This window comes from Actinomycetospora aurantiaca (assembly GCF_037401875.1).
GTDB classification, from domain to species: domain Bacteria; phylum Actinomycetota; class Actinomycetes; order Mycobacteriales; family Pseudonocardiaceae; genus Actinomycetospora; species Actinomycetospora aurantiaca.
Window position 1 is genome coordinate 736,223 of sequence record NZ_JBBEGN010000001.1, and the last position, 19,851, is coordinate 756,073.

At 74.2% G+C, this 19,851-nt stretch carries 22 protein-coding genes; 18 read left to right on the top strand and 4 right to left on the bottom strand.

The features are described from left to right. Positions 1 to 50: 50 nt before the first annotated feature. From WCD74_RS03410 to WCD74_RS03430, 5 genes are all read left to right on the top strand, one after another. Positions 51 to 2,012 (top strand): ATP-binding protein, encoded by a 1,962-nt coding sequence (locus tag WCD74_RS03410; protein WP_337693409.1) that lies wholly within the window; start codon positions 51 to 53, stop codon positions 2,010 to 2,012. Next, a complete protein-coding gene (locus WCD74_RS03415; protein WP_337693410.1) occupies positions 2,009 to 3,520 on the top strand; it encodes a class I adenylate-forming enzyme family protein in 1,512 nt (503 codons plus the stop codon). The genes WCD74_RS03410 and WCD74_RS03415 overlap by 4 nt, the downstream gene beginning before the upstream one ends. Next, a complete protein-coding gene (locus WCD74_RS03420) occupies positions 3,517 to 4,263 on the top strand; it encodes an enoyl-CoA hydratase/isomerase family protein (RefSeq protein WP_337693411.1) in 747 nt (248 codons plus the stop codon). Before WCD74_RS03415 ends, WCD74_RS03420 begins: the two co-directional genes overlap by 4 nt. 5 nt (positions 4,264 to 4,268) lie before the next feature. After that, positions 4,269 to 5,057: a TIGR03084 family metal-binding protein gene (locus WCD74_RS03425; RefSeq protein ID WP_337693412.1), complete on the top strand. Its 789-nt coding sequence runs from the start codon at positions 4,269 to 4,271 to the stop codon at positions 5,055 to 5,057. A 131-nt stretch (positions 5,058 to 5,188) separates the two neighbouring features. Then, the gene (locus WCD74_RS03430; RefSeq protein ID WP_373696030.1) at positions 5,189 to 6,829 is read left to right on the top strand and encodes an acyclic terpene utilization AtuA family protein; all 1,641 of its coding nucleotides are present in this window, start codon (positions 5,189 to 5,191) and stop codon (positions 6,827 to 6,829) included. Here WCD74_RS03430 and WCD74_RS03435 read toward each other — a convergent pair whose 3' ends face one another. Both WCD74_RS03435 and WCD74_RS03440 read right to left on the bottom strand, forming a co-directional pair. Beyond that, positions 6,830 to 7,849 carry a serine/threonine-protein kinase gene (locus WCD74_RS03435; protein WP_337693414.1) on the bottom strand — a complete coding sequence of 340 codons (1,020 nt, stop codon included), beginning with the start codon at positions 7,847 to 7,849 and terminating at the stop codon, positions 6,830 to 6,832. Then, on the bottom strand, positions 7,846 to 8,412 hold the full coding sequence (locus WCD74_RS03440; RefSeq protein WP_337693415.1) for a hypothetical protein: 567 nt from the start codon (positions 8,410 to 8,412) through the stop codon (positions 7,846 to 7,848). Before WCD74_RS03440 ends, WCD74_RS03435 begins: the two co-directional genes overlap by 4 nt. A 114-nt stretch (positions 8,413 to 8,526) precedes the next feature. Between WCD74_RS03440 and WCD74_RS03445 the strand changes: the two genes are divergently transcribed. After that, positions 8,527 to 8,763 (top strand): CDGSH iron-sulfur domain-containing protein, encoded by a 237-nt coding sequence (locus tag WCD74_RS03445; protein WP_337693416.1) that lies wholly within the window; start codon positions 8,527 to 8,529, stop codon positions 8,761 to 8,763. On the opposite strand, the gene WCD74_RS03450 is transcribed toward WCD74_RS03445, so the two are convergent. Further along, on the bottom strand, positions 8,715 to 9,689 hold the full coding sequence (locus WCD74_RS03450) for an iron-containing redox enzyme family protein (RefSeq protein ID WP_373696031.1): 975 nt from the start codon (positions 9,687 to 9,689) through the stop codon (positions 8,715 to 8,717). The two genes, WCD74_RS03445 and WCD74_RS03450, sit on opposite strands and share 49 nt — an antisense overlap. Before the next feature lie 242 nt (positions 9,690 to 9,931). On the opposite strand from WCD74_RS03450, the gene WCD74_RS03455 reads away from it, so the two are divergent. From WCD74_RS03455 to WCD74_RS03485, 7 genes are all read left to right on the top strand, one after another. After that, positions 9,932 to 10,720: a HemK2/MTQ2 family protein methyltransferase gene (locus WCD74_RS03455; protein ID WP_337693418.1), complete on the top strand. Its 789-nt coding sequence runs from the start codon at positions 9,932 to 9,934 to the stop codon at positions 10,718 to 10,720. 63 nt (positions 10,721 to 10,783) lie between these two features. Further along, entirely contained in the window at positions 10,784 to 10,954 is a 171-nt protein-coding gene (locus WCD74_RS03460; protein ID WP_337693419.1) for a hypothetical protein, read from the top strand. 40 nt (positions 10,955 to 10,994) lie between these two features. Then, positions 10,995 to 11,828 carry an EamA family transporter gene (locus tag WCD74_RS03465; protein ID WP_337693420.1) on the top strand — a complete coding sequence of 278 codons (834 nt, stop codon included), beginning with the start codon at positions 10,995 to 10,997 and terminating at the stop codon, positions 11,826 to 11,828. 11 nt (positions 11,829 to 11,839) lie between these two features. Further along, positions 11,840 to 12,436, top strand: coding sequence for a hypothetical protein (locus WCD74_RS03470; protein ID WP_337693421.1), 597 nt, complete (start codon positions 11,840 to 11,842; stop codon positions 12,434 to 12,436). A gap of 78 nt (positions 12,437 to 12,514) precedes the next feature. Continuing rightward, a complete protein-coding gene (locus WCD74_RS03475) occupies positions 12,515 to 12,865 on the top strand; it encodes a hypothetical protein (protein ID WP_337693422.1) in 351 nt (116 codons plus the stop codon). Further along, the gene (locus WCD74_RS03480) at positions 12,865 to 14,001 is read left to right on the top strand and encodes a WXG100-like domain-containing protein (protein ID WP_444876339.1); all 1,137 of its coding nucleotides are present in this window, start codon (positions 12,865 to 12,867) and stop codon (positions 13,999 to 14,001) included. Before WCD74_RS03475 ends, WCD74_RS03480 begins: the two co-directional genes overlap by 1 nt. 54 nt (positions 14,002 to 14,055) lie before the next feature. Next, positions 14,056 to 14,367, top strand: a complete 312-nt coding sequence (locus WCD74_RS03485) for a hypothetical protein (RefSeq protein ID WP_337693424.1) — start codon at positions 14,056 to 14,058, stop codon at positions 14,365 to 14,367. Between the two features lie 400 nt (positions 14,368 to 14,767). On the opposite strand, the gene hemW is transcribed toward WCD74_RS03485, so the two are convergent. Further along, positions 14,768 to 16,000, bottom strand: a complete 1,233-nt coding sequence (hemW, locus tag WCD74_RS03490) for a radical SAM family heme chaperone HemW (protein WP_337693425.1) — start codon at positions 15,998 to 16,000, stop codon at positions 14,768 to 14,770. Positions 16,001 to 16,051: 51 nt separating this feature from the next. Between hemW and WCD74_RS29915 the strand changes: the two genes are divergently transcribed. The 5 genes from WCD74_RS29915 (at position 16,052) to cysD (ending at position 19,851) form a co-directional block, all read left to right on the top strand. Next, positions 16,052 to 16,228, top strand: a complete 177-nt coding sequence (locus tag WCD74_RS29915) for a putative leader peptide (RefSeq protein WP_373696023.1) — start codon at positions 16,052 to 16,054, stop codon at positions 16,226 to 16,228. A gap of 116 nt (positions 16,229 to 16,344) precedes the next feature. Next, positions 16,345 to 18,111 (top strand): nitrite/sulfite reductase, encoded by a 1,767-nt coding sequence (locus WCD74_RS03495; RefSeq protein ID WP_337693426.1) that lies wholly within the window; start codon positions 16,345 to 16,347, stop codon positions 18,109 to 18,111. Then, entirely contained in the window at positions 18,108 to 18,233 is a 126-nt protein-coding gene (locus tag WCD74_RS03500) for an Insertion element protein (protein WP_337693427.1), read from the top strand. The genes WCD74_RS03495 and WCD74_RS03500 overlap by 4 nt, the downstream gene beginning before the upstream one ends. Further along, positions 18,230 to 18,949: a phosphoadenylyl-sulfate reductase gene (locus WCD74_RS03505; RefSeq protein WP_337693428.1), complete on the top strand. Its 720-nt coding sequence runs from the start codon at positions 18,230 to 18,232 to the stop codon at positions 18,947 to 18,949. Before WCD74_RS03500 ends, WCD74_RS03505 begins: the two co-directional genes overlap by 4 nt. Continuing rightward, positions 18,946 to 19,851 carry a sulfate adenylyltransferase subunit CysD gene (gene cysD / locus WCD74_RS03510; RefSeq protein ID WP_337693429.1) on the top strand — a complete coding sequence of 302 codons (906 nt, stop codon included), beginning with the start codon at positions 18,946 to 18,948 and terminating at the stop codon, positions 19,849 to 19,851. The genes WCD74_RS03505 and cysD overlap by 4 nt, the downstream gene beginning before the upstream one ends.

Consider the following 19,851-nt stretch of genomic DNA (forward strand, 5'->3'; position numbering starts at 1 on the left):
ACTTGTAGCGGCTATAGCGACCAGAAGTACTCACGAGCCGGAGGCACCTCGTGATCACCAAGCTGCTGGTCGCCAACCGCGGCGAGATCGCCGCCCGCGTCATGCGCACCGCCCACGCGCTGGGCATCGGCACCGTCGCGGTGTACTCCGACCCGGACGCCGACGCGCCGTTCGTCGCGCTCGCCGACGAGGCCGTACGCCTGCCGGGCGCCGCGCCCTCGGAGACCTACCTGCGCGCGGACCTCGTCGTCGCGGCCGCCCGCGCGACGGGGGCCGACGCCGTCCATCCCGGCTACGGGTTCCTCTCCGAGAACGCCGGGTTCGCCCGCGACTGCGCGGCCGCGGGGCTGGCCTTCGTCGGGCCGACGCCCGAGGCCATCGCGTCGATGGGGTCGAAGCTCGAGGCCAAGGCGCTCATGGAGGCGGCGGGGGTCCCCGTCCTGCCGGGCGCCACCCTGCCCGAGGGCGCTCCCCTGCCGACCGACCTCGACTTCCCGGTGCTGGTCAAGGCCGCGTTCGGCGGCGGCGGGCGCGGGATGCGGATCGTGCGTTCCGCGTCCGAGCTGGCCGACGCCGTCGACGGCGCCCGCCGCGAGGCCGCGTCCGCGTTCGGCGACGGCACGGTGTTCCTGGAGCGGTACGTCGAGGACCCGCGCCACGTCGAGGTGCAGATCCTCGGCGACACCGCCGGCACCGTCGTGCACCTCTTCGAGCGCGAGTGCTCCATCCAGCGGCGCTACCAGAAGATCGTCGAGGAGAGCCCGTCGCCGGCCGTCGACGAGACGCTGCGCGCCCGGCTCGGGTCGGCGGCGGTCGCGGCCGGGAAGGCCATCGGCTACACCGGTGCGGGCACCGTCGAGTTCGTCCTGGACCGCGACGGGAGCTTCTTCTTCCTCGAGGTCAACACCCGCCTGCAGGTCGAGCACCCGGTGACGGAGCTGGTCACGGGCCTGGACCTGGTGGCCCTGCAGCTGCGGGTCGCGGAGGGGCACCCGTTGCCGCCCGAGGTCACCGGCGCCCGCATGGACGGCGCCGCCATCGAGGTCCGCCTCTACGCCGAGGACGTCCCGGCGGGCTACCTCCCCGCGACCGGCACCCTGCACCGCTTCGCGGTCCCGTCACTCGAGGGCGTCCGCGTCGACGCCGGCGTCGTCGACGGCTCCGTCGTCAGCCCGCACTACGACCCGATGCTCGCGAAGGTCATCGCCCACGGCAGCACGCGGGCCGAGGCGGCGCGGACCCTGGCCCGCGTGCTGGCCCGCGCGGAGATCCACGGCGTCACGACGAACCGCGACCTGCTGGTCGGCATCCTGCGCGACGCGGAGTTCCTCGCCGGCGGCACGGACACCGGCTACCTGCCGCGCCACCCCGAGCTCGTCTCCCCCGGTCCCGACGACGGCGAGGCGGCGCGGGCGGCCGCCGCCGCGCTCGCGCGGCAGGCCGAGCACCGGGCGGTCACCCCGGTGCTGCGGGGCCTGCCGTCGGGCTGGCGCAACGTCGGGGGTCCACCGCAGGCGGTGGACTACTCCGTCGGCGACCGCACGCTCGAGGTGACCTACGCGTCCCGCCGGGCCCGGCTCGACGTCACCGTCGACGGCTCGCCCCTGCCCGTCGCGGCGGTGGCGGCGACCCCGGACCACGTGACGATGGAGGTCGCCGGGGTCCGGCGGGCCTACCGGGTGCACCGGACCGCCGGCCGGACCTTCGTCGACGGCCCCGACGGCGCCAGCGCCTTCACCGACGTCCCCCGCTTCGCCGACCCGAACGCCGTCGCCCACGCCGGGTCGCTGCTCGCGCCGATGCCCGGGACGGTCGTCCGGGTGCTCGCCGCGGGCGGCGACTCCGTGGCCGCGGGAGCGGCCCTCGTCGTCCTGGAGGCCATGAAGATGGAGCACACGGTCGCGGCACCGGTCGACGGCGTCGTCACGGAACTGCACGTCGGTCCGGGTGACCAGGTGGAGACCCGGCAGGTCCTGGCGGTCGTGGAGGCCGCCGAGGAGGCGGCGTCATGAACCTCGCGACCCTGCTGCGCCGAGCCGCGGCCGACCACGCCGACCGGGTGGCGCTGCGCCTCGACGCCACCGAGATCTCCTACGCGGAGTTCGCCGACCGGGCCGCCCGCTTCGCCGGGCACCTGCGCGCGACCGGCATCGGAGAGGGCGACCGGGTCGCGGTCCTGGCGCCGAACTGCCTGGAGTACCTCGTCGCGATCCTCGGCGCCTGGCAGGCGGGCGCGGTCGGGGTGCCGCTGAACTACCTGTTCCCGGACGCGCCGCTGCGCCACGCCGTGACCGACTCCGGGGCGCGTCTCGTCGTCACCCCGCCCGGGGACGTCGAGCGGCTGGAGAAGGCCCTCGACGGACCCGCTCCAGCCTTCCTGACGACGGGTGACGACGGGACCTTCGCGGCGGCGGTCGCCGGCGCGGAGCCGCTGGAGGGCGTGGTGCCGCGCCTGGACGGCGACGACGCGCTGCTGATGTACACCTCCGGGTCGACCGGCGTGCCCAAGGGCGTCCGGCAGACCCACCGCAACATCGCCGCGCAGGTCGACGGGGCGATCGAGGTCTATGCACTGACCGGCGACGACCACGTCCTCAACTGCATGCCGCTGTTCCACGTGGGCGGCCTGCAGCTCGCGAGCCTGCCGATGCTGGTGCGCGGCGGGCAGATCACGTTCATGCCGCGGTGGGACGTGGTGCGCTGGCTCGAGCTGGTCGAGGAGCTCCGGCCGACGTACGGCGGGCTGATCTCGACGATGATGATCGACGTCGGGAACCGGACGGTGGACGCGCCGGTCGTGCTGGACTCGTTCCGCGTCTGCATGTTCGGTGGCTCGCGCACGCCGACCGCGGCGATCGACCGGCTCGAAGCAGGGACGGGGATCGTCGGGACCGAGATCTACGGGCAGACCGAGCAGAGCGGGCTCGTCGTCACCTATGCCGCGGGCGAGACCCGCCGTCCGGACTCGATGGGCCGGCCGCTGTCGCAGATCGTGCGGACGCGGCTGGTGCCGGTGGACGGGTCGCCGGACCTGGAGCCGGGGGACTCGGCCGTCGGCGAGCTGTGGGTGCGCGGCGACGCGGTGACGCCGGGCTACTGGGGCATCGACGCGTCGGAGAAGTTCCCTGTTTCCGAGGACGGGACCGGGTGGTTCCGCACGGGCGACCTCATGTCCCGCGACGCCGACGGCTACCTCTACTACGTCGACCGGATCGACGACATGATTGTCTCCGGCGGGGAGAACGTGTTCCCGCAGATGGTCGAGGAGCACCTCGCGGGCCACCCGGACCTCGCCGAGGTCGCCGTGATCGGCACCGCGCACGAGCGGTGGGTGGAGCAGGTGACCGCGGTGGTGGTGCCGCGCACGGCGGTCACCGTCGAGGAGCTGCACCGGTGGTGCGCGGAGCACCCCGACCTGCAGGGCATGCACCGTCCCCGGCGCATCGAGATCGTCGACGCCCTGCCCCGCACCGGCAGCGGCAAGCTCAACCGACCCGACCTGCGGAGGATGTTTCCGTGACCGTGACCTACGAGGTCGACGACGGCGTCGCCTGGGTGACGATCGACCGGCCGGAGGCGCGGAACGCGCTCTCGAAGGACGTCCGCGACGGGCTGTGGGAGTGCACCCACCGGTTCAACGCGGACGACTCCGCCGCCGTGCTCGTGCTGACGGGCGCCGGCGAGAAGGCGTTCTGCGCGGGCGGCGACCTCAAGGAAATGGCGGAGACCTCCCTGGAGATCCCGCCGCCGGACTTCCTGCCGCAGTTCGGACGCAACGTCGAGGTCGCGAAGCCGACGATCGCCGCCGTCAACGGCGTCGCGTTCGCGGGCGGGTTCCTGCTCGCTCAGCAGTGCGACCTGGTGATCGCCGCGGAGCACGCCCGGTTCGCCGTGAGCGAGGTGAAGGTCGGGCGCGGGTCGCCATGGGCGGCGCCGCTGGCGTGGCTGGTGCCGCCGCGGGTCGCGATGGAGATCCTGCTGACCGGCGACCCGCTGGACGCGGCGCGCGCCCAGGAGGTCGGGCTGGTGAACCGGGTCGTGCCGGCCGCCGAGCTGCGGGACCGGGCGCAGGAGCTGGCCCGATCCATCGTCGGGAACGCGCCGTTGTCGGTGCGGGCGGCGAAGGCGACGGTGCTGCTGTCGCGGCCGCGGGTGTACGAGGACGCCGAGGACATCTGGGCGCCGGTCTACCGCTCCGCGGACGCGCAGGAGGGGCCCGCGGCGTTCCGCGACAAGCGCACGCCGGTCTGGACGGGGAGGTAGCGACGATGCCGGTGTCGATGACGGCGCTGTGCGACGACCTGGCGGCCGAGTCCGCCGAGCTGCGGGCCGTGCTGGCGGAGCTGGGCGAGTCCGAGTGGCGGCTGGAGACCCCGGCCGACGGCTGGTCGATCCTCGATCAGGTCTCCCACCTGGCGTTCTTCGACGACGTCGCGCTGCGCTCCGCGACCGACCCGGAGGCGTTCACCGCGGAGAAGGCTGCGATGGACGCCGACGGCGGGGTCAGTCCGGACACGATCGCGGAACGGTTCCGATCGATGAGCGGCGCGGAGATGCTCGCGTGGTTCGACGAGGCCCGCGCCCGGCTGATCGCCGGGTTCCGGGACCTGGACCCGAAGGCGCGCGTCCCGTGGTTCGGGCCGCCGATGGCCGCGGCGTCGTCGCTGACCGCGCGGATCATGGAGACCTGGGCGCACGGGCAGGACGTGTTCGACACGGTCGGCGCGGTGCACCCGCCGTCGGGACGCCTGCGGCACGTGGCGCACATCGGGGTCGGCGCGCGGGCGTTCAGCTACCTCGCGCACGGGCTGGAGATGCCCGACGTGCCGATCCGGGTGGAACTGACGGCGCCGGACGGGTCGACGTGGACCTGGGGGCCCGAGGACGCGGCCGACCGGGTGTCGGGCCCCGCCGAGGACTTCGCGCTGCTCATCACCCAGCGGCGGCACCGGGACGACCTGGCGCTGACCGTCGTCGGGGAGGCGGCCACCGAGTGGGTGCGCATCGGTCAGGCGTTCGCCGGTGAGGCGGGCACGGGAAGGAAACCGCTGTCGTGACGACCCCTGTCTCGCGTGAGGGGAACCCTCACGACGCTGGAGCGACCGGATCCTCCCCTCACGACGGGCGTCCGGTGCGGATCGGCAACATCTCCGGCTTCTACGGCGACCGCCTGGGCGCGGCGCGCGAGATGCTCGACGGCGGGCCGGTCGACGTCCTGTGCGGGGACTACCTCGCCGAGCTGACGATGCTGATCCTCGCGAAGGCGCAGGCCAAGGATCCCGATGCCGGGTACGCGAAGACGTTCCAGACGCAGATGCGCGACGTGCTCGCCGACTGCGTCGCCCGAGGCGTCAAGGTCGTCTCGAACGCCGGCGGGCTGAACCCGGCGGGGTTGGCGGCGGCGCTGGAGGAGCTCGGGACGGGCGCGCGGATCGCGTACGTCGAGGGCGACGACCTGCGGGGATCGCTGGAATCGATCACACCCGCGGTGAGCGGCAAGCCCGTCTCGGCCAACGCCTACCTCGGCGGGTGGGGCATCGCCGAGGCGCTGGCCGCCGGCGCCGACGTCGTCGTGACGGGGCGGGTGACGGACGCGTCGCTGGTCGTGGGGCCGGCGGCGTGGTGGCACGGGTGGGGTCGCGACGCGTTCGACCAGCTCGCCGGGGCGGTCGTCGCGGGTCACGTCATCGAGTGCGGCCCGCAGGCGACCGGCGGGAACTACTCGTTCCTGGACGAGGTGACCGACCGCCGCTACCCCGGGTTCCCGATCGCGGAGGTGTCCGCGGACGGCTCGTCGGTGATCACGAAGCACCCGGGGACCGGCGGGCTCGTGTCCGTCGGCACGGTCACCGCGCAGCTGCTCTACGAGATCGCCGCGCCCGCCTACCTCGGCCCGGACTGCACGACGCACTTCGACACGATCACGCTCTCCGACGACGGCGAGCACCGGGTGCGGATCAGCGGGGTGCGGGGGTCGGCGCCGCCTCCCACCCTGAAGGTCGCCCTCAACGACGCGGGCGGCTACCGGAACTCGATGACGCTGGTCCTGACCGGGCTCGACATCGAGGCGAAGGCCGCGCACGCCGAGGCGCTGCTGTTCGACGTGCTGGGCGGTCGCGACCGGTTCGCCGAGGTGGACGTCCGGCTGCTGCGCTTCGACCACCCCGACGCCGCGTCCAACGCCGAGGCGACCGCCCATCTCAAGGTGACGGTGAAGGACCCGGACCCGCGCGTCGTCGGGCGGTCGTTCTCCAACGCCACGATGGAGCTCGCGCTCGGCGGCTACGCGGGTTTCCACACCACCACGCCCCCGAGCGCCGAGTCCGCGTTCGGCGTCTACCGCCCGGCCGCAGTGCCGCGATCGGCCGTCACGCACACCGTGGTGCTGCCCGACGGGGAGCGGCGCGTGGTGGCGGACCCGGTCACGAGCGTCAGTAGTGCGGCCATGCTGACACCCGACGTCACAGAAACCGCAACCACGCCGACCGGCCCCACCCGCCGCGCCCCCCTCGGCCGTGTGGTCGGCGCCCGCTCCGGCGACAAGGGCGGCGACGCGAACATCGGCGTCTGGGCCCGCACCGACGCCGCCCACGCCTGGCTCCGGGACTTCCTGACGGAGGACCGGGTCCGGGAGCTGCTCGGGCCGGAGGTCGCGGACCTGGCGATCGAGGTCCACCCGCTGCCGAACCTGCGGGCGGTCAACGTCGTCGTGCACGGGATCCTCGGCGACGGCGTCGCCTCGTCCACCCGCCCCGACCCGCAGGCCAAGGGACTGGGTGAGTACCTGCGCAGCCGGGTCGTCGACGTGCCGGAGGCCCTGCTGGACTGATCACCGCACGGCGAGCAGCACCGCCACGACCACGAGCGCGACGACGCCGAGCCACAGCAGCACGATCCCGGCCCGGCGTAGGCCTGGGGACGCGGGCCGGTCCTCGGGCTCCCCCGGGCCGACGGAGCCGACCGGGCCGACCGGGTCGCCGGCCCCCGGCAGCACGTCCGTCGCGGCCGCGGGCCGGGCCAGGTCCTCGAGGGCGGTGGCCACCTCGGCGGCGTCAGGCCGGTCGCGGGGCTCGCGCGCGAGCATGCGCAGGACGAGCGCCTCCATGCCGACCGACATCGCCGGGGTCAGCTGACGCGGCGGGCGCGGCGGTTCGTGCAGGCGCTGCGCGGCGACGTCCGCCGACGCCGCGCCCGTGAACGGCGGCCGGCCGGTGACCTGCTCGTAGAGGGTGCAGCCCAGCGAGTACACGTCGGAGCGGCCGTCGAGGTCCTCGCCGCGGACCTGCTCCGGGGACATGTAGGCCGCGGTCCCGACGACGTGGCCGGTCTCGGTCAGCCCGCCGCGGTCGCCGAGCCGGGCGATGCCGAAGTCCATCAGCTTCGGGGTCCCGTCGGCGAGCAGCATGATGTTGGCGGGACCGACGTCGCGGTGCACCACGCCCTGCTCGTGGGCGTACGCCAGCGCGGACGCCACCGCCGCACCCACGCGGGCCGCCTCCTGCTCGGCGACGCGCCCGTGCGCCACGAGCAGGTCCGCCCACGTCCGGCCCTCGAGCAGCTCCATGACGACGTACACCCCGTGCGGCGACGACCCGACGTCGTGCACGGCGACGACGTGCGGATGGCTCACCACCGCGGCCGCCCGGGCCTCCTCCCGCAGCCGCGCCGCGTCGGTGTCGTCGCCGCGCCGCTCCTCGGGGAGCAGCTTGACCGCCACGACCCGTCCGAGCTCGCGGTCGGTCGCGCGGTGCACCTCGGCCATGCCGCCGCGCCCCATCAGCTCCACCAGCTCGTACCGCCCGCCCAGCACCACCGGGCCGGACTCCGGGCCGGTGTACGGGCGGGTCACAGGCGTCGGGTGCGCTCGGGGTCGCCCCCCTGCAGCAGGGCGTCGAACAGGAAGCGGTGGTCGACCATGGCCTGCCGCCGCTCCTCGAGCGGCCGCTCGGCCTGCTCGTCGGCGACCGCGACCTCGTGGGCGGACCGGAAGTGCTCCACGAGGTCGGGGTAGTCCACCGACACCAGCTTCTCCCGCTCCTCGAAGCGCTCCGAGGGGTAGCCGCGGTCGCGCATCACCTGCTGCACCAGCAGGTCGGCGTCCCGCAGCCCCGTCGACGGGTTCTCGACGAAGGCCGCCTGCGCGGACTCCCACGCGCGCGAGTAGCGGTCGCGCTCGTCGGCGCCGAGGTCGCGGAGGTCGAGGCGCCGACGCCGGTCGAGGCGGGCCCGCAGCTCCTTCTCCCCCGGACCGCGGCCGTAGTCGGCGACGACGCGGTCGTACTCGTCGCCGAACCGGCTGCGCAGCGTCGCGGTGCCGACCCGCCCACGTCGGCGGGCGACGAGCACCAGCACGATCCCGGCGACGATCACCACCGCGGCGGCGATCACGATCCCGAGCAGGGTCCCGTCCAACGCGCCCTCCGTCCCCCGTGCTGTCTGCTTACCCGATCGAGTGAACGGAACCACGCCGACCCGCCGTCACGAAGGCCTCGCGTGCCCGGTCCCGACGCCGGGTAGCCGCCCTCCATGCCGCAGCCCAGCGTCCCCCGCGTCACCCTCACCGACGGCGGTCCGATGCTCGTCGAGGGACCCGTCGAGCTGGAGCTCCCGGACGGCGAGCGGGTCCGCTCCGAGCGGCCGGTCGTCGCCGTGTGCACCTGCCGGCGCAGCAAGCGGTTCCCCTTCTGCGACACCAGCCACCGGAAGAAGGTCCGTCAGGCCCGCAACGACGACGAGTCCGCGTCCCAGGACCGCACCAGGTGATCGCCGAGCCGGTCCTCGAGCAGGGTCAGCGCGCGTATCCCGAACACCACGTCGGCAGCGAGCTCCGGCTCGCGCGCGACGAGATCGGCGAGCAGGCCGCGGCGCACGAGCTGCTCGTGGACCGCGTCGGCCTCGACGTGCTCGGCGTAGAACGCCTGCGCGTCCTCGCCCAGCCCGAGCCGCTGCATCCCCTTGACCAGCCGCGCGGACCCCGGTGAGGACGTCACCTCGATCAGCGCGAACTGCCCGACCGACGCCCCGCGCCACTGGCGGTGCAGCCCGCACAGCGACATCAGGTTGACCGGGGCGAGCGCCTCGGCGGGAGCCGCCTCGAGGTAGCCGTGGTAGCGCGGGTCGAGGTCGAGCGCGGCCATCATGTCCGCGAACACCTGCGCGTGGACCCGCTCGCCGCGACCGGCGCCGAACTCGTCGTGCTCGACGGTGACCAGCGACGCCTTCGCCTGCCCGTCGATCCGCGGGATCACCCAGGCCTGCGGGTCGGCCTCCTTGAGGTGGTAGATCGACCGGTGGATCACGTACTCGCGCAGCTGCCACAGCTCGCCGTCGCGGGCCAGGCGGTACGACGGGCCGTCGCCTCCGACCTGCTCGACCAGCAGCGCCTCCACCTCGGCGTCCACGTCGTCACCGGCGGGCACCTCGGCCTGCAGCGCGGTGAGGAACGTCGTCTCCAGGCTGCGGCGCAACCGGAGCAGGTCCGGCTCCCACTCGAGTTCCGGATCGACGCCCGCGAACCCGTGGTAGTGCAGTTCGTAGAGCACGTAGAGCGCCAGCTGCAGGTCCTCGCCGTATGGGTCGAGGCCCGGCTCCGACGGCAGGTCGGCCGCGCTGCGTGTCCCGGCCAGGACCTCGAGGACCGCCGCGGAGACCGGCCCGCGGGCGGTGGGCAGGGCGTCGGCACGGGTCATGACGTCGGTCAACGAGAGCTCCTCGGCGTGGGGTGGGCAGGACGGAGCGCTCGGGCTACCCCGGAACGGACCCGCTCCACGCGGTGCATGCATCACACCGCGCCCGGGGAGTGGGACCTCGTAACCCCCGGGTAACACCGACCCATCTCCCGTCCCCGGCGGTTGAGTCGCAGCTGCATCTCGGGGACGCCGGCCGCCGGATCGATCCGACCGGCCTCCCGTGTCCGCCGAGGAGCCCCTGCATGTCGATCTCCCTGCCGCCCGTCCGCCCCGACGAGGCCGTCGTGCCGGTCGTCCCCGACGTGGTCGTGCCGATCCCGGCCCCCGACGGCCTCCGACCCCACCTGCCGGTCCTGCGCGGCCCCGGCGTCTATCCCGCCCAGCGCGACACCTGGCTGCTCGCGGACGTGCTGCAGCGCGAGCTGGCCGACGCGCCCCGTTCCCGACGACGGGTCCTGGAGCTCTGCGCCGGCACCGGCGCCCTGTCCCTGGTCGCCGCCGGTGTGCCGGGCACCGACGTCACCGCCACCGACGTCTCCCGCCGCGCCCTGCTCAGCGCCTGGACGAACGCCCGGCGCCTGGGACGGCGGGTCCGGCTGCACCGGGGCGACCTGGCCGCACCCGTCGTCGGGAAGCAGTTCGACCTCGTCGTCTCGAACCCGCCGTACGTGCCCGCCCCTGACGAGGCCCTTCCCACCCGGGGCGCGATGCGCGCCTTCGACGGCGGGCTCGACGGCCGCACCGTGCTGGACCGGGTCTGCGACCAGGCCCCCGCCGTGCTCGCCCCCGGCGGCCGGCTGCTGCTGGTGCACTCGGCGATCAACGGGGTCGCGATGACGCTGCGGCGTCTCCGGGCGCACGGCCTCGACGCCGACGTGGCCGCCCGCTGCGAGCACCCGTTCGGCCCAGTGTTCACCGCCCGTGCGGCGATGCTGGAGCAGCGCGGGCTGATCGCGCCCGGGCAGCGGACCGAGGAACTCGTCGTCGTGCGGGCCCGTCGACCGGAAGGTGCGGGGCGCGCGGCCGCCTGACCGGGTGGTCCTCCGGCGCGCTGCCGGTGGGCCGCGGGTGATCACCCGCTACGGTCCGCCGTCGTGCTGCGCTTCCTCCGGACCGTGCTCATCGAGTTCGTCCTCGCCGGGGCCCTGACGGCGCTCGTGCTCGAACACGTCGCGATCGGGGCGCTGCTGCTCCTCGTCGGCGGGGTCATGATCAGCCTGACGGCGCGCGGCCACAAGGTCATGTCGTTCGGCCTGTCGCGCTGACGTCTCCGCCGGGGCGCGCGGGCGCCTAGGGTGCCGAGCAGTGTCCGCCGGCATCGTCTCGATCACCCTGCTCGCCGCGGTCCTGCACGCGACGTGGAACGCGATCGCGCACGGGGTCTCCGACCGCCTCGTGGGCTTCGCCCTGATCGGTCTGTCCTACGTCGTCGTCGGCGGGGCCGGTGCGCTGGTGCTCGGTGCGCCGCCTTCGCACGCGTGGCCGGCCGTGCTGCTCTCGGCGACGTTCCACGTGGGCTACACGCTGCTGCTCTGGTGGAGCTACCAGCTGGGCGAGTTCAGCCAGGTCTACCCGGTGGCCCGTGGCACGGCGCCGTGGGTGGTGGCGCTCTACGAGGTCGTGTTCGGCGGCGGCCTGCCGTGGTGGGAGCTGCTCGGCGTCGCGGTGATCTCGGCCGGGCTGGTGTCGCTGGCTCTCGACGGCGGGCGGCTGACGCGCGCCGCGCTGCCGGCGCTCGCGGCCGCCGTCGCGACCGGTCTGTTCATCGCCGGGTACACGCTGGTCGACGCGGAGGCGGTCGCGACGACGCCGGTGGCGGTCTACGCATCGTGGATGTTCCTGGTGCAGGGGCCGGTGCTGCCGGTGATCGCCGTGCTGCGGCGGGGGCGCGGTCTGGCGCGGGTGCCGTGGTCGTCGCTCGCCGTGGGGTTCGTGGGCGGGCTGGTCTCGCTCGCGGCCTACGGCCTGGTGCTCGTGGCGCAGACCAGCGGTGCGACGGCGGCGGTGGCCGCGCTGCGGGAGACGTCCATCGTCATCGGCGCGGTGATCGGGACGCTCTTCCTGGGCGAGCGCTTCGGGTGGCGCCGGGCGGTGGCGGCCGCGGTGGTCGTCGTCGGGATCGTCCTGGTGGATCTGTGAGGATCGCACCGATGGAGCGCTTCGACGGCTGGATCGGCGGGTTCGGGACGGCGGGTGGGCTGCGGTACGTGGTCGGGCACTGGCCGCGCTCGCCGCTCGGCGCGTTCACCGACGTCATGCTCGAGCGTCCCGACGGGCACCGCGTGCTGCTCGCGCCGTCGCCGCAGGTGGCGGAGTTCGTCGGCGCGACCTACTCCTTCGACGAGGTCCGGCTCGTCCCCGTCGACCTGCGCTCGTCCGGCCCGGACTTCTTCCTGACGGCGGGTCCGCTCGAGTCGCGCTTCACGGTGGGCGGCCGGAACGCGCTCGGGGTGCTGCTGCGGGCCGTGCCATGGCGGCTGGCCACGGCGCCGTGGTGGATCGCGACGATCGACGCGGTGGCGCGGCGGGTGCTGCCGGGGGTACGGACCGTCGGCAGCGCCGGTGGCGGGCGGACCGAGTACTACGGCGCGCAAGACCTGCACCGGGTGGTGGCGGCGGAGACGACGTTCGAGGGGGCCGACGCCGGGTCGCTGCGGCCGGTGTCGCCACCGGTCCGGTTCGGGTTCGGGTCGACGCCGACGGCGCCGTCGTGGGTGCGGATCACGACCGTGATCGCGGGAGATTGACGGAACCGATCGGGCGCGGGCGCAGTCCAAGCGGTCGAGGGGCCGTGCGGAGCGGCTCCCGGTCGCCCGGAGGTTCCCGTGGTCCGTTCGTTCGTCGTCGCTGTCCTGGCCGCGGTCGCGGTGCTGGTGGCCGCACCGCCTGCGTCCGCCGAGCCGCGGGAGGTGTGCGGCCCGCACTCCCCGGAGGAGACCGTCGTGCGGGTCTTCCCGCGCGGCGAGGAGACGTCGTCGTTGCTGTGCGGCACCCGCTACTACGGTTTCCGGCGCATCGACTGGTCGGCCGTCTCCCTGGACGCGATCGCCCGCACGCTGGCCTCCCCCGCCTCGTCGACGTGGGACGAGCGCAGCGCCACGTGGACGGTCGAGGGCCCGGGAGCGACCGTCGTCATCGCGCGCCACGGCCAGGTGATCACCGCCCGGGCGGCGTGATGGAGGCGGTCGGGCTGTGGTGGCCGGCGGCGGACGAGGAGCGGCTCCGCGCGGCGGCGGCTGCCTGGGACCGGACGGCGCTCGACCTGGAGCGGGCGCTGGAGGTGGGCCGTGCCGGCGCGAAGGCGGCACGGGCGGGGTGGACGGGTGGAGCGGCGGACCGGTTCGCGGTCGCGTGGGGAGCCCACGAGGCGGCACTGCAGGACGACGCGGCCGGCTGCCGGGCCCTCGGGGTCGCTCTTCTGCGCTTCGCGGAGGCCGTCGAGGACGCGAAGCGCCGGGTCACCGAGCTGGCGGTGACCGCGGGGGCGACGCTCGTGGCGGGCGCGGGGCTCGCGTGGCTGACGTTCGGGGCCTCGGCCGCTGTCGCCGCGGGCGTGAGCTCCGGGCTGGTCGCGGCGGCGGCCGCGATCGGCGTGGAACTCTCGGCGACGGCGGCGACCGTGCTCGGCGGGATTCTGGTGGGGGCGGTGTTCGGCGCGGTGGAGTCCGCGGCCGTCGACCTGGCCGTCACCCAGCCGCTGCGGGTCGAGGCGTTCGGCGACGGCGGGTACTCGCTGGAGCGCGCGGGGGTCGCTGCCGTCGCGGGTGCCGGGTTCGGCGCGGTCCTGGGCGGGGCGCGGGGTCTGCTCGCGGGTCCCCGCCCCGCGCGGACCCCCTTCGACGACCTCGGCGAGCTCGACGGCCGGATCAGCGCGGCGCTCGACCCGTCGTCGCGGGGAGCGCTCGGGCCGCTCTTCCGGCCCGGGGTGCACGAGTCGCCGGGCGCATCCTTCTCGGTGGAGCAGGCGCCGACCGCGAGGCTGCTCGAGTCCGAGGGGATGAGTGTGCACGCCCGCCCCGGCTCCGGGGCTCTGATGCGGACCGATGCCGCCGACCGCGGGCTCTTCCTGGAGATGGCCGCCCCGGAGGCCTCGTCGGCGGCCGCGGTGGAGGCGGCCGTGCTGGAGAGCAGCGGCCGGCTCGCGCGGCAGGGCGGGGGTCACCTCGTCGTCGACGGCCGGGCGGTCGCGCTGGACACGGACGAGGCCGGGAAGGGGCTGCTCGACGCGGTGCTGCGGGCGCAGGCCGAAGGGCTGGAGCTGCCCCGCTCGATCCGCTTCGTGTTCGAGGAGGGCAGCATCTTCTGGCCGTGAGCAGTTTCTCCGAAACGCCCTCGCGGTGGGCAGCCGGTTCCTAGGCTGGTGGTCGTGACCAGCGGATTCGGCGCCCGCCCCGAGGACCTCGAGGCGGCGGCCGCGCGGTTCGACGAGGCCGCGCGGATCGCGGCGGACGCCTGCGCGTCGTTGCGGTCGTCGCTGAGCGGGCTCGGGGAGGTCGCGGGCGACGACGAGCAGGGTCGGACGTTCGCGGCCCGGTACGACCCGAAGGCCGCCGAGGGGGTCGGCGCGATCGAGCAGGAGTCGGCGGGGCTGCGCTCGCTCGGGGACGCGCTCCGGGCGACGGCGCAGGAGTACCGGGCGGGCGAGGCCGACGGCGCGGCCGGGTTCGCGCCGCGATGAGGGGCCGACGGACGACACCGGGGCGGCGCGACCGTGTCCAGACGACACGGTTCGCCCGTCGTCGGGTCTGCCTGGCCGCCCCGTCCGCGAGTGCTGCAGGACGCATGCTCCAGGGCCGCTGAACCTGCGCCCTGTCGCACTCGCGGATGCGACCCCGCTACCCCGTTCGCGAGTGCTACTGGACGCATGCTCCGGGGCCGCCGAACCTGCGCGGTGTCGCACTCGCGGATGCGACCCCGCTGCCCCGTCCGCGAGTGCTACAGGACGCAGGATCCGGGGCCGCTGAACCTGCGCGGTGTCGCACTCGCGGATGCGACCCCGCTACCCCGTCCGCGAGTGCTACTGCACGCATGCTCCGGGGCCGCCGAACCTGCGCCGTGACGCACTCGCCGGGACGCGGTCAGCCCGTCAGCGAGATCGCGACGCCGTCGGCCAGCAGCCGACCGTGCCGGGTGAGCACCGCCTGCCCCCGGGCCCACGACCCGTCGTCGAGCAGGCCGTCGCGGACCGCCTGCTCCCCGGCCGCGCGTCCGGCGTCGTCGAGAACGCCGACGGCGAGCCCGTCGACCGTGCGGAGCTGCAGCAGGACCTGCTCGACGTGCTGATCGGCCGGCGTGAGCAGTTCCCGCGCCTCGGCCGGCGACTCCCCCGCCGCGAGCTGCTTCGAGTACCGCGCCGGGTGGCGGACGTTCCACCACCGGACGCCGCCGACGTGCGAGTGCGCGCCCGGTCCGGCGCCCCACCAGTCGCCGCCGGACCAGTAGCCGAGGTTGTGCCGGCAGCGCGCGTCGGTCGAGCGCGCCCAGTTCGACACCTCGTACCAGCCGAAGCCCTGCCCGGTGAGCACGTCGTCGACGATCTCGTAGCGGTCGGCGAGGACGTCGTCGTCGGGCATCGGCAGCTCGCCGCGGGCCACGCGCCGGGCGAGCGCGGTGCCGTCCTCGACGATCAGCGAGTACGCGGACACGTGGTCGGCGCCGGAGGCGAGCACCGCGTCCAGGGAGCGGCGGAGGTCGTCGTCGGTCTCGGTGGGCGTGCCGTAGATCAGGTCGAGGTTGACGTGACGCAGCCCCGCCTCGATCGCTGCGCGCGCCACCGACACCGCCGCCCCGGGCGTGTGGCGGCGGTCCAGGACGGCCAGGACGTGGTCGACGTCGGACTGCATCCCGAGCGAGAGCCGCGTGTACCCGGCGTCCGCGATCGCGGCGAGCAGCCCGGGGGTGGTGGACTCCGGGTTGGCCTCGGTGGTCACCTCGGCGCCGGGCGCCAGCCCGAACGACGAGCGCACCGCGTCCAGCACCGCCGTCAGCCCCTCGGCTCCCAGCAGCGACGGTGTGCCGCCCCCGAGGAACACGGTGTCGGCCGGTGGCGGCGCCCCCAGCACGCGCGCGCCCAGGTCCAGCTCCCGCCGGAGGCCCTCCAACCACGACGCGGGCGAGGCGGGGTCGTCGTTGGAGCTCAGGCCCAGGTCGGACGCCGTGTAGGTGTTGAAGTCGCAGTACCCGCAGCGCGTGGCGCAGAAGGGCACGTGGACGTAGACGCCGAACGGGCGCGTCCCGAGCCCGGTCAGCGCGTCGGGCGGGAGCGCACCGTCGGCCGGGGCGGGTTCGCCGCCGGGGGGCACGGAGGGCATCCGTCCATTGTGCGCGCCGTACCGACCACCTTCGTGACGCCCAGTGTCAGCATGGCCGCAGTGCTGACACCCGGAGGGCAGTGCGCGGCACCACACACCCGCCGCCGGTGGAATCACCGCGACCGACGTGGCACGCTCGTGGACGTGCGTGCCCTGGATCCGATGCTCGTCGGCCGACCCCACGTCGACCTCGCGCGCGTCGCCAGCGCACTCTGCCCGGCGTGCTGACGGCACACCGCTGACGCCCCGCCGAGGGGCACACCACCACCACGATCGTCAGCGGGTGCGCGCGCGGCCTGCCCGGGGTCGGCGTGTGCGCCTGCGCCCCGGAGGACGCACCACCGATGACCAGCGCCCCGTCCAGCGAAGGTGCCTCGACCCCCGAGGAGTCCTACGCCGAGACCACGCCCCTCAAGGACGTCTCGGACGACAAGCCGGTGCGCCCGGCGCCGAAGCGCGCCCGCAAGGGCAAGGCCGAGGGTCAGTGGGCGCTGGGCTACCGGGAGCCGCTGAACAAGAACGAGCAGTCCAAGAAGGACGACAACCCGCTCAACGTCCGCGCGCGGATCGAGAACATCTACGCCCACCGCGGCTTCGACTCGATCGACCCGGCCGACCTGCGCGGGCGCTTCCGGTGGATGGGGCTCTACACCCAGCGCGCCGAGGGCTTCCCGGGCACCGACACCGGCCACGTCGAGGAGGAGGAGCTCGACGCCTCCTACTTCATGATGCGGGTCCGCGTCGACGGCGGCGCCCTGACGACCGAGCAGCTGCGGGTCATCGGCGAGATCTCGCAGACCTTCGCCCGCGACACCGCGGACGTCACCGACCGCGAGAACATCCAGCTGCACTGGATCCGCGTCGAGGACGTCCCGGAGATCTGGCGCCGCCTCGAGGGCGTGGGCCTGACGACGACGGAGGCCTGCGGCGACTGCCCGCGCGTCATCCTCGGCTCCCCCGTCGCCGGGATCAGCGCCGGCGAGGTCATCGACGGCACCCCCGCGATCGACGAGATCGCCGCCAAGTACATCGGCGACCGCTCGCTGTCGAACCTGCCCCGCAAGTTCAAGACCGCGATCTCCGGCCAGCAGGACGTGGCCCACGAGGTCAACGACGTCAGCTTCGTCGGCGTCGTCCACCCCGAGCACGGCCCGGGCTTCGACCTGCACGTCGGTGGCGGCCTGTCCACCAACCCGAAGCTCGCGGTGCGGCTCGGCGCGTGGGTGCCGCTGGAGGAGGTCCCGGACGTCTGGCACGCCGTCGTCCAGGTCTTCCGCGACTACGGCTACCGCCGTCTGCGCACCCGGGCCCGCATCAAGTTCCTGATCGCCGACTGGGGCCCGGAGAAGTTCCGGCAGGTCATGGAGGACGAGTACCTGCAGCGGAAGCTCGTCGACGGCCCCGCGCCGGAGGCGATCGCGGGCACCATCGACCACGTCGGCGTCCACGACCAGATCGACGGCCGCAAGTACGTCGGCGTCGCCCCGCCCGCGGGCCGGACCTCCGGTTCCACCCTGGTGGGCGTCGCGAAGGCCGCCGAGGACGTCGGGTCCACCCGCATCCGCCTCACGCCGTACCAGAAGATCGTCGTCCTCGACGTCGCCGAGGAGAAGGTCGACACCCTGACGACGGCGCTGGACCACCTCGGGCTGCCCGCGCGGCCGAGCGTGTTCCGCCGCTCGACGATGGCCTGCACCGGCCTGGAGTTCTGCAAGCTCGCGTTCGTCGACACCAAGAACCGGGCCGGCGACCTCGTCACGGAGCTCGAGCAGCTGTGCGCGGACGTCGCCGGGGACCTCGAGACGCCGATCTCGATCCACCTCAACGGCTGCCCGAACTCGTGCGCGCGGGTGCAGGTCGCCGACATCGGACTCAAGGGCCAGATCGTCAACGACGCCGAGGGGAACCCGGCCGCCGGGTTCCAGGTGCACCTCGGCGGCGGACTGGGCCTGGACTCCGGCTTCGGTCGGAAGCTGCGCGGCCACAAGGTCCTCTCCTCCGAGCTGGGCCCGTACGTCGAGCGCCTGGTCCGGGCCTTCGTCGCCGACCGCAACGACGACGAGCGCTTCGCGCAGTGGGTGCTCCGGGCGGAAGAAGCGCAGCTGCAATGAGGTTGGCCATCCAGTACTGCCCGTACTGCGGCGAGCAGGACCTGCGCCCCCGGGAGACCCCGGAGAACGCGTGGGAGTGCGCCGACTGCCGCAGCACCTTCGTCGTCACGGGAGCGTCATGACCAGCACCGAGAGCGTGACCAGGGCCGACGCCCTGGCCGCCGGCGAGCGCTTCGCGGCGCTCGAGGACTCGACGGACCACCTCGAGCTCACCCACGACATCCTGGCCTGGGCGGCCGCCACGTACGGCGAGCGCCTGATCGTGGCGTCGAACATGCAGGACGCGGTGCTGGTCAAGCTCGGCGCCGAGGCGCGGCCCGGGGTGGACGTGCTGTTCCTCGAGACCGGCTACCACTTCGCCGAGACGCTCGGGACCCGCGACGCCGTCGCGCAGGTCTACGGCGTGAACATCGTCGAGGCACACCCGGAGCTGACGGTCGAGGAGCAGGACGCCGAGTTCGGCAAGGACCTCTTCGCGACGGACCCGGGGGCCTGCTGCGGGATGCGCAAGGTCGAGCCCCTGAAGAAGACCCTCGCGCTCTACGACGCCTGGGTCACGGGCGTCCGCCGCGTCGAGGCGCCGACCCGCGCGCACACCCCGCTGGTGACGTGGGACGAGAAGCACGGCCTGGCGAAGGTGAACCCGATCGCGCACTGGACCGACGAGCAGATGGACGCCTACATCGCGGAGCACGCGGTGCTGGTGAACCCGCTGGTCGGCGAGGGCTACCCGTCGATCGGCTGTGCGCCGTGCACCGCCAAGCCGGCGCCCGGCGCCGACCCCCGCAGCGGCCGCTGGGCGGGGTTCACCAAGACCGAATGCGGGTTGCACGGATGACCGCACTGCTCGGTACCGACCAACTCGACGTCCTCGAGTCCGAGGCGATCCACGTGATGCGCGAGGTCGCCGGCGAGTTCGACCGCCCGGTGATCCTCTTCTCCGGCGGCAAGGACTCCATGCTGCTGGTGCACCTCGCCCACAAGGCGTTCTGGCCCGCCCCGATCCCGTTTCCGGTGCTGCACGTCGACACCGGGCACAACTTCGACGAGGTGATCGCCTTCCGCGACACCGTCGTCGAGCGGTACGGCCTCACCCTCGAGGTCGCGAGCGTGCAGGACTACATCGACGACGGGCGGCTCGCCGAGCGCGCCGACGGCACCCGCAACCCGCTGCAGACCACGCCCCTGCTCGACGCCATCGCCGAGCACCGCCACGACGCGGTCTTCGGCGGCGGCCGGCGCGACGAGGAGCGGGCGCGGGCCAAGGAGCGCATCTTCTCGCTGCGCACCGCCTTCGGCGCCTGGGAGCCGTCCCGGCAGCGCCCGGAGCTGTGGAACCTCTACAACGGGCGCCACAAGCCGGGCGAGCACGTCCGCGTGTTCCCGCTGTCGAACTGGACCGAGCTCGACGTCTGGCGCTACATCCAGCGGGAGTCGATCGACCTGCCGACGATCTACTACGCGCACACCCGCGATGTGTTCGCCCGCGACGGCATGTGGCTCACCAGCGGGCCGTGGGGCGGCCCGCGGGACGGCGAGGACGTCGTCACGAAGACCGTCCGCTACCGCACGGTCGGCGACGGCTCCTGCACCGGCGCGGTGGAGTCGACCGCCACCACGCTGGACGAGGTGCTCGCCGAGGTCCGCGAGTCCCGGCTGACCGAGCGCGGCGCGACCCGAGCGGACGACCGGCTCTCCGAGGCCGCCATGGAGGACCGCAAGAAGGAAGGCTACTTCTGA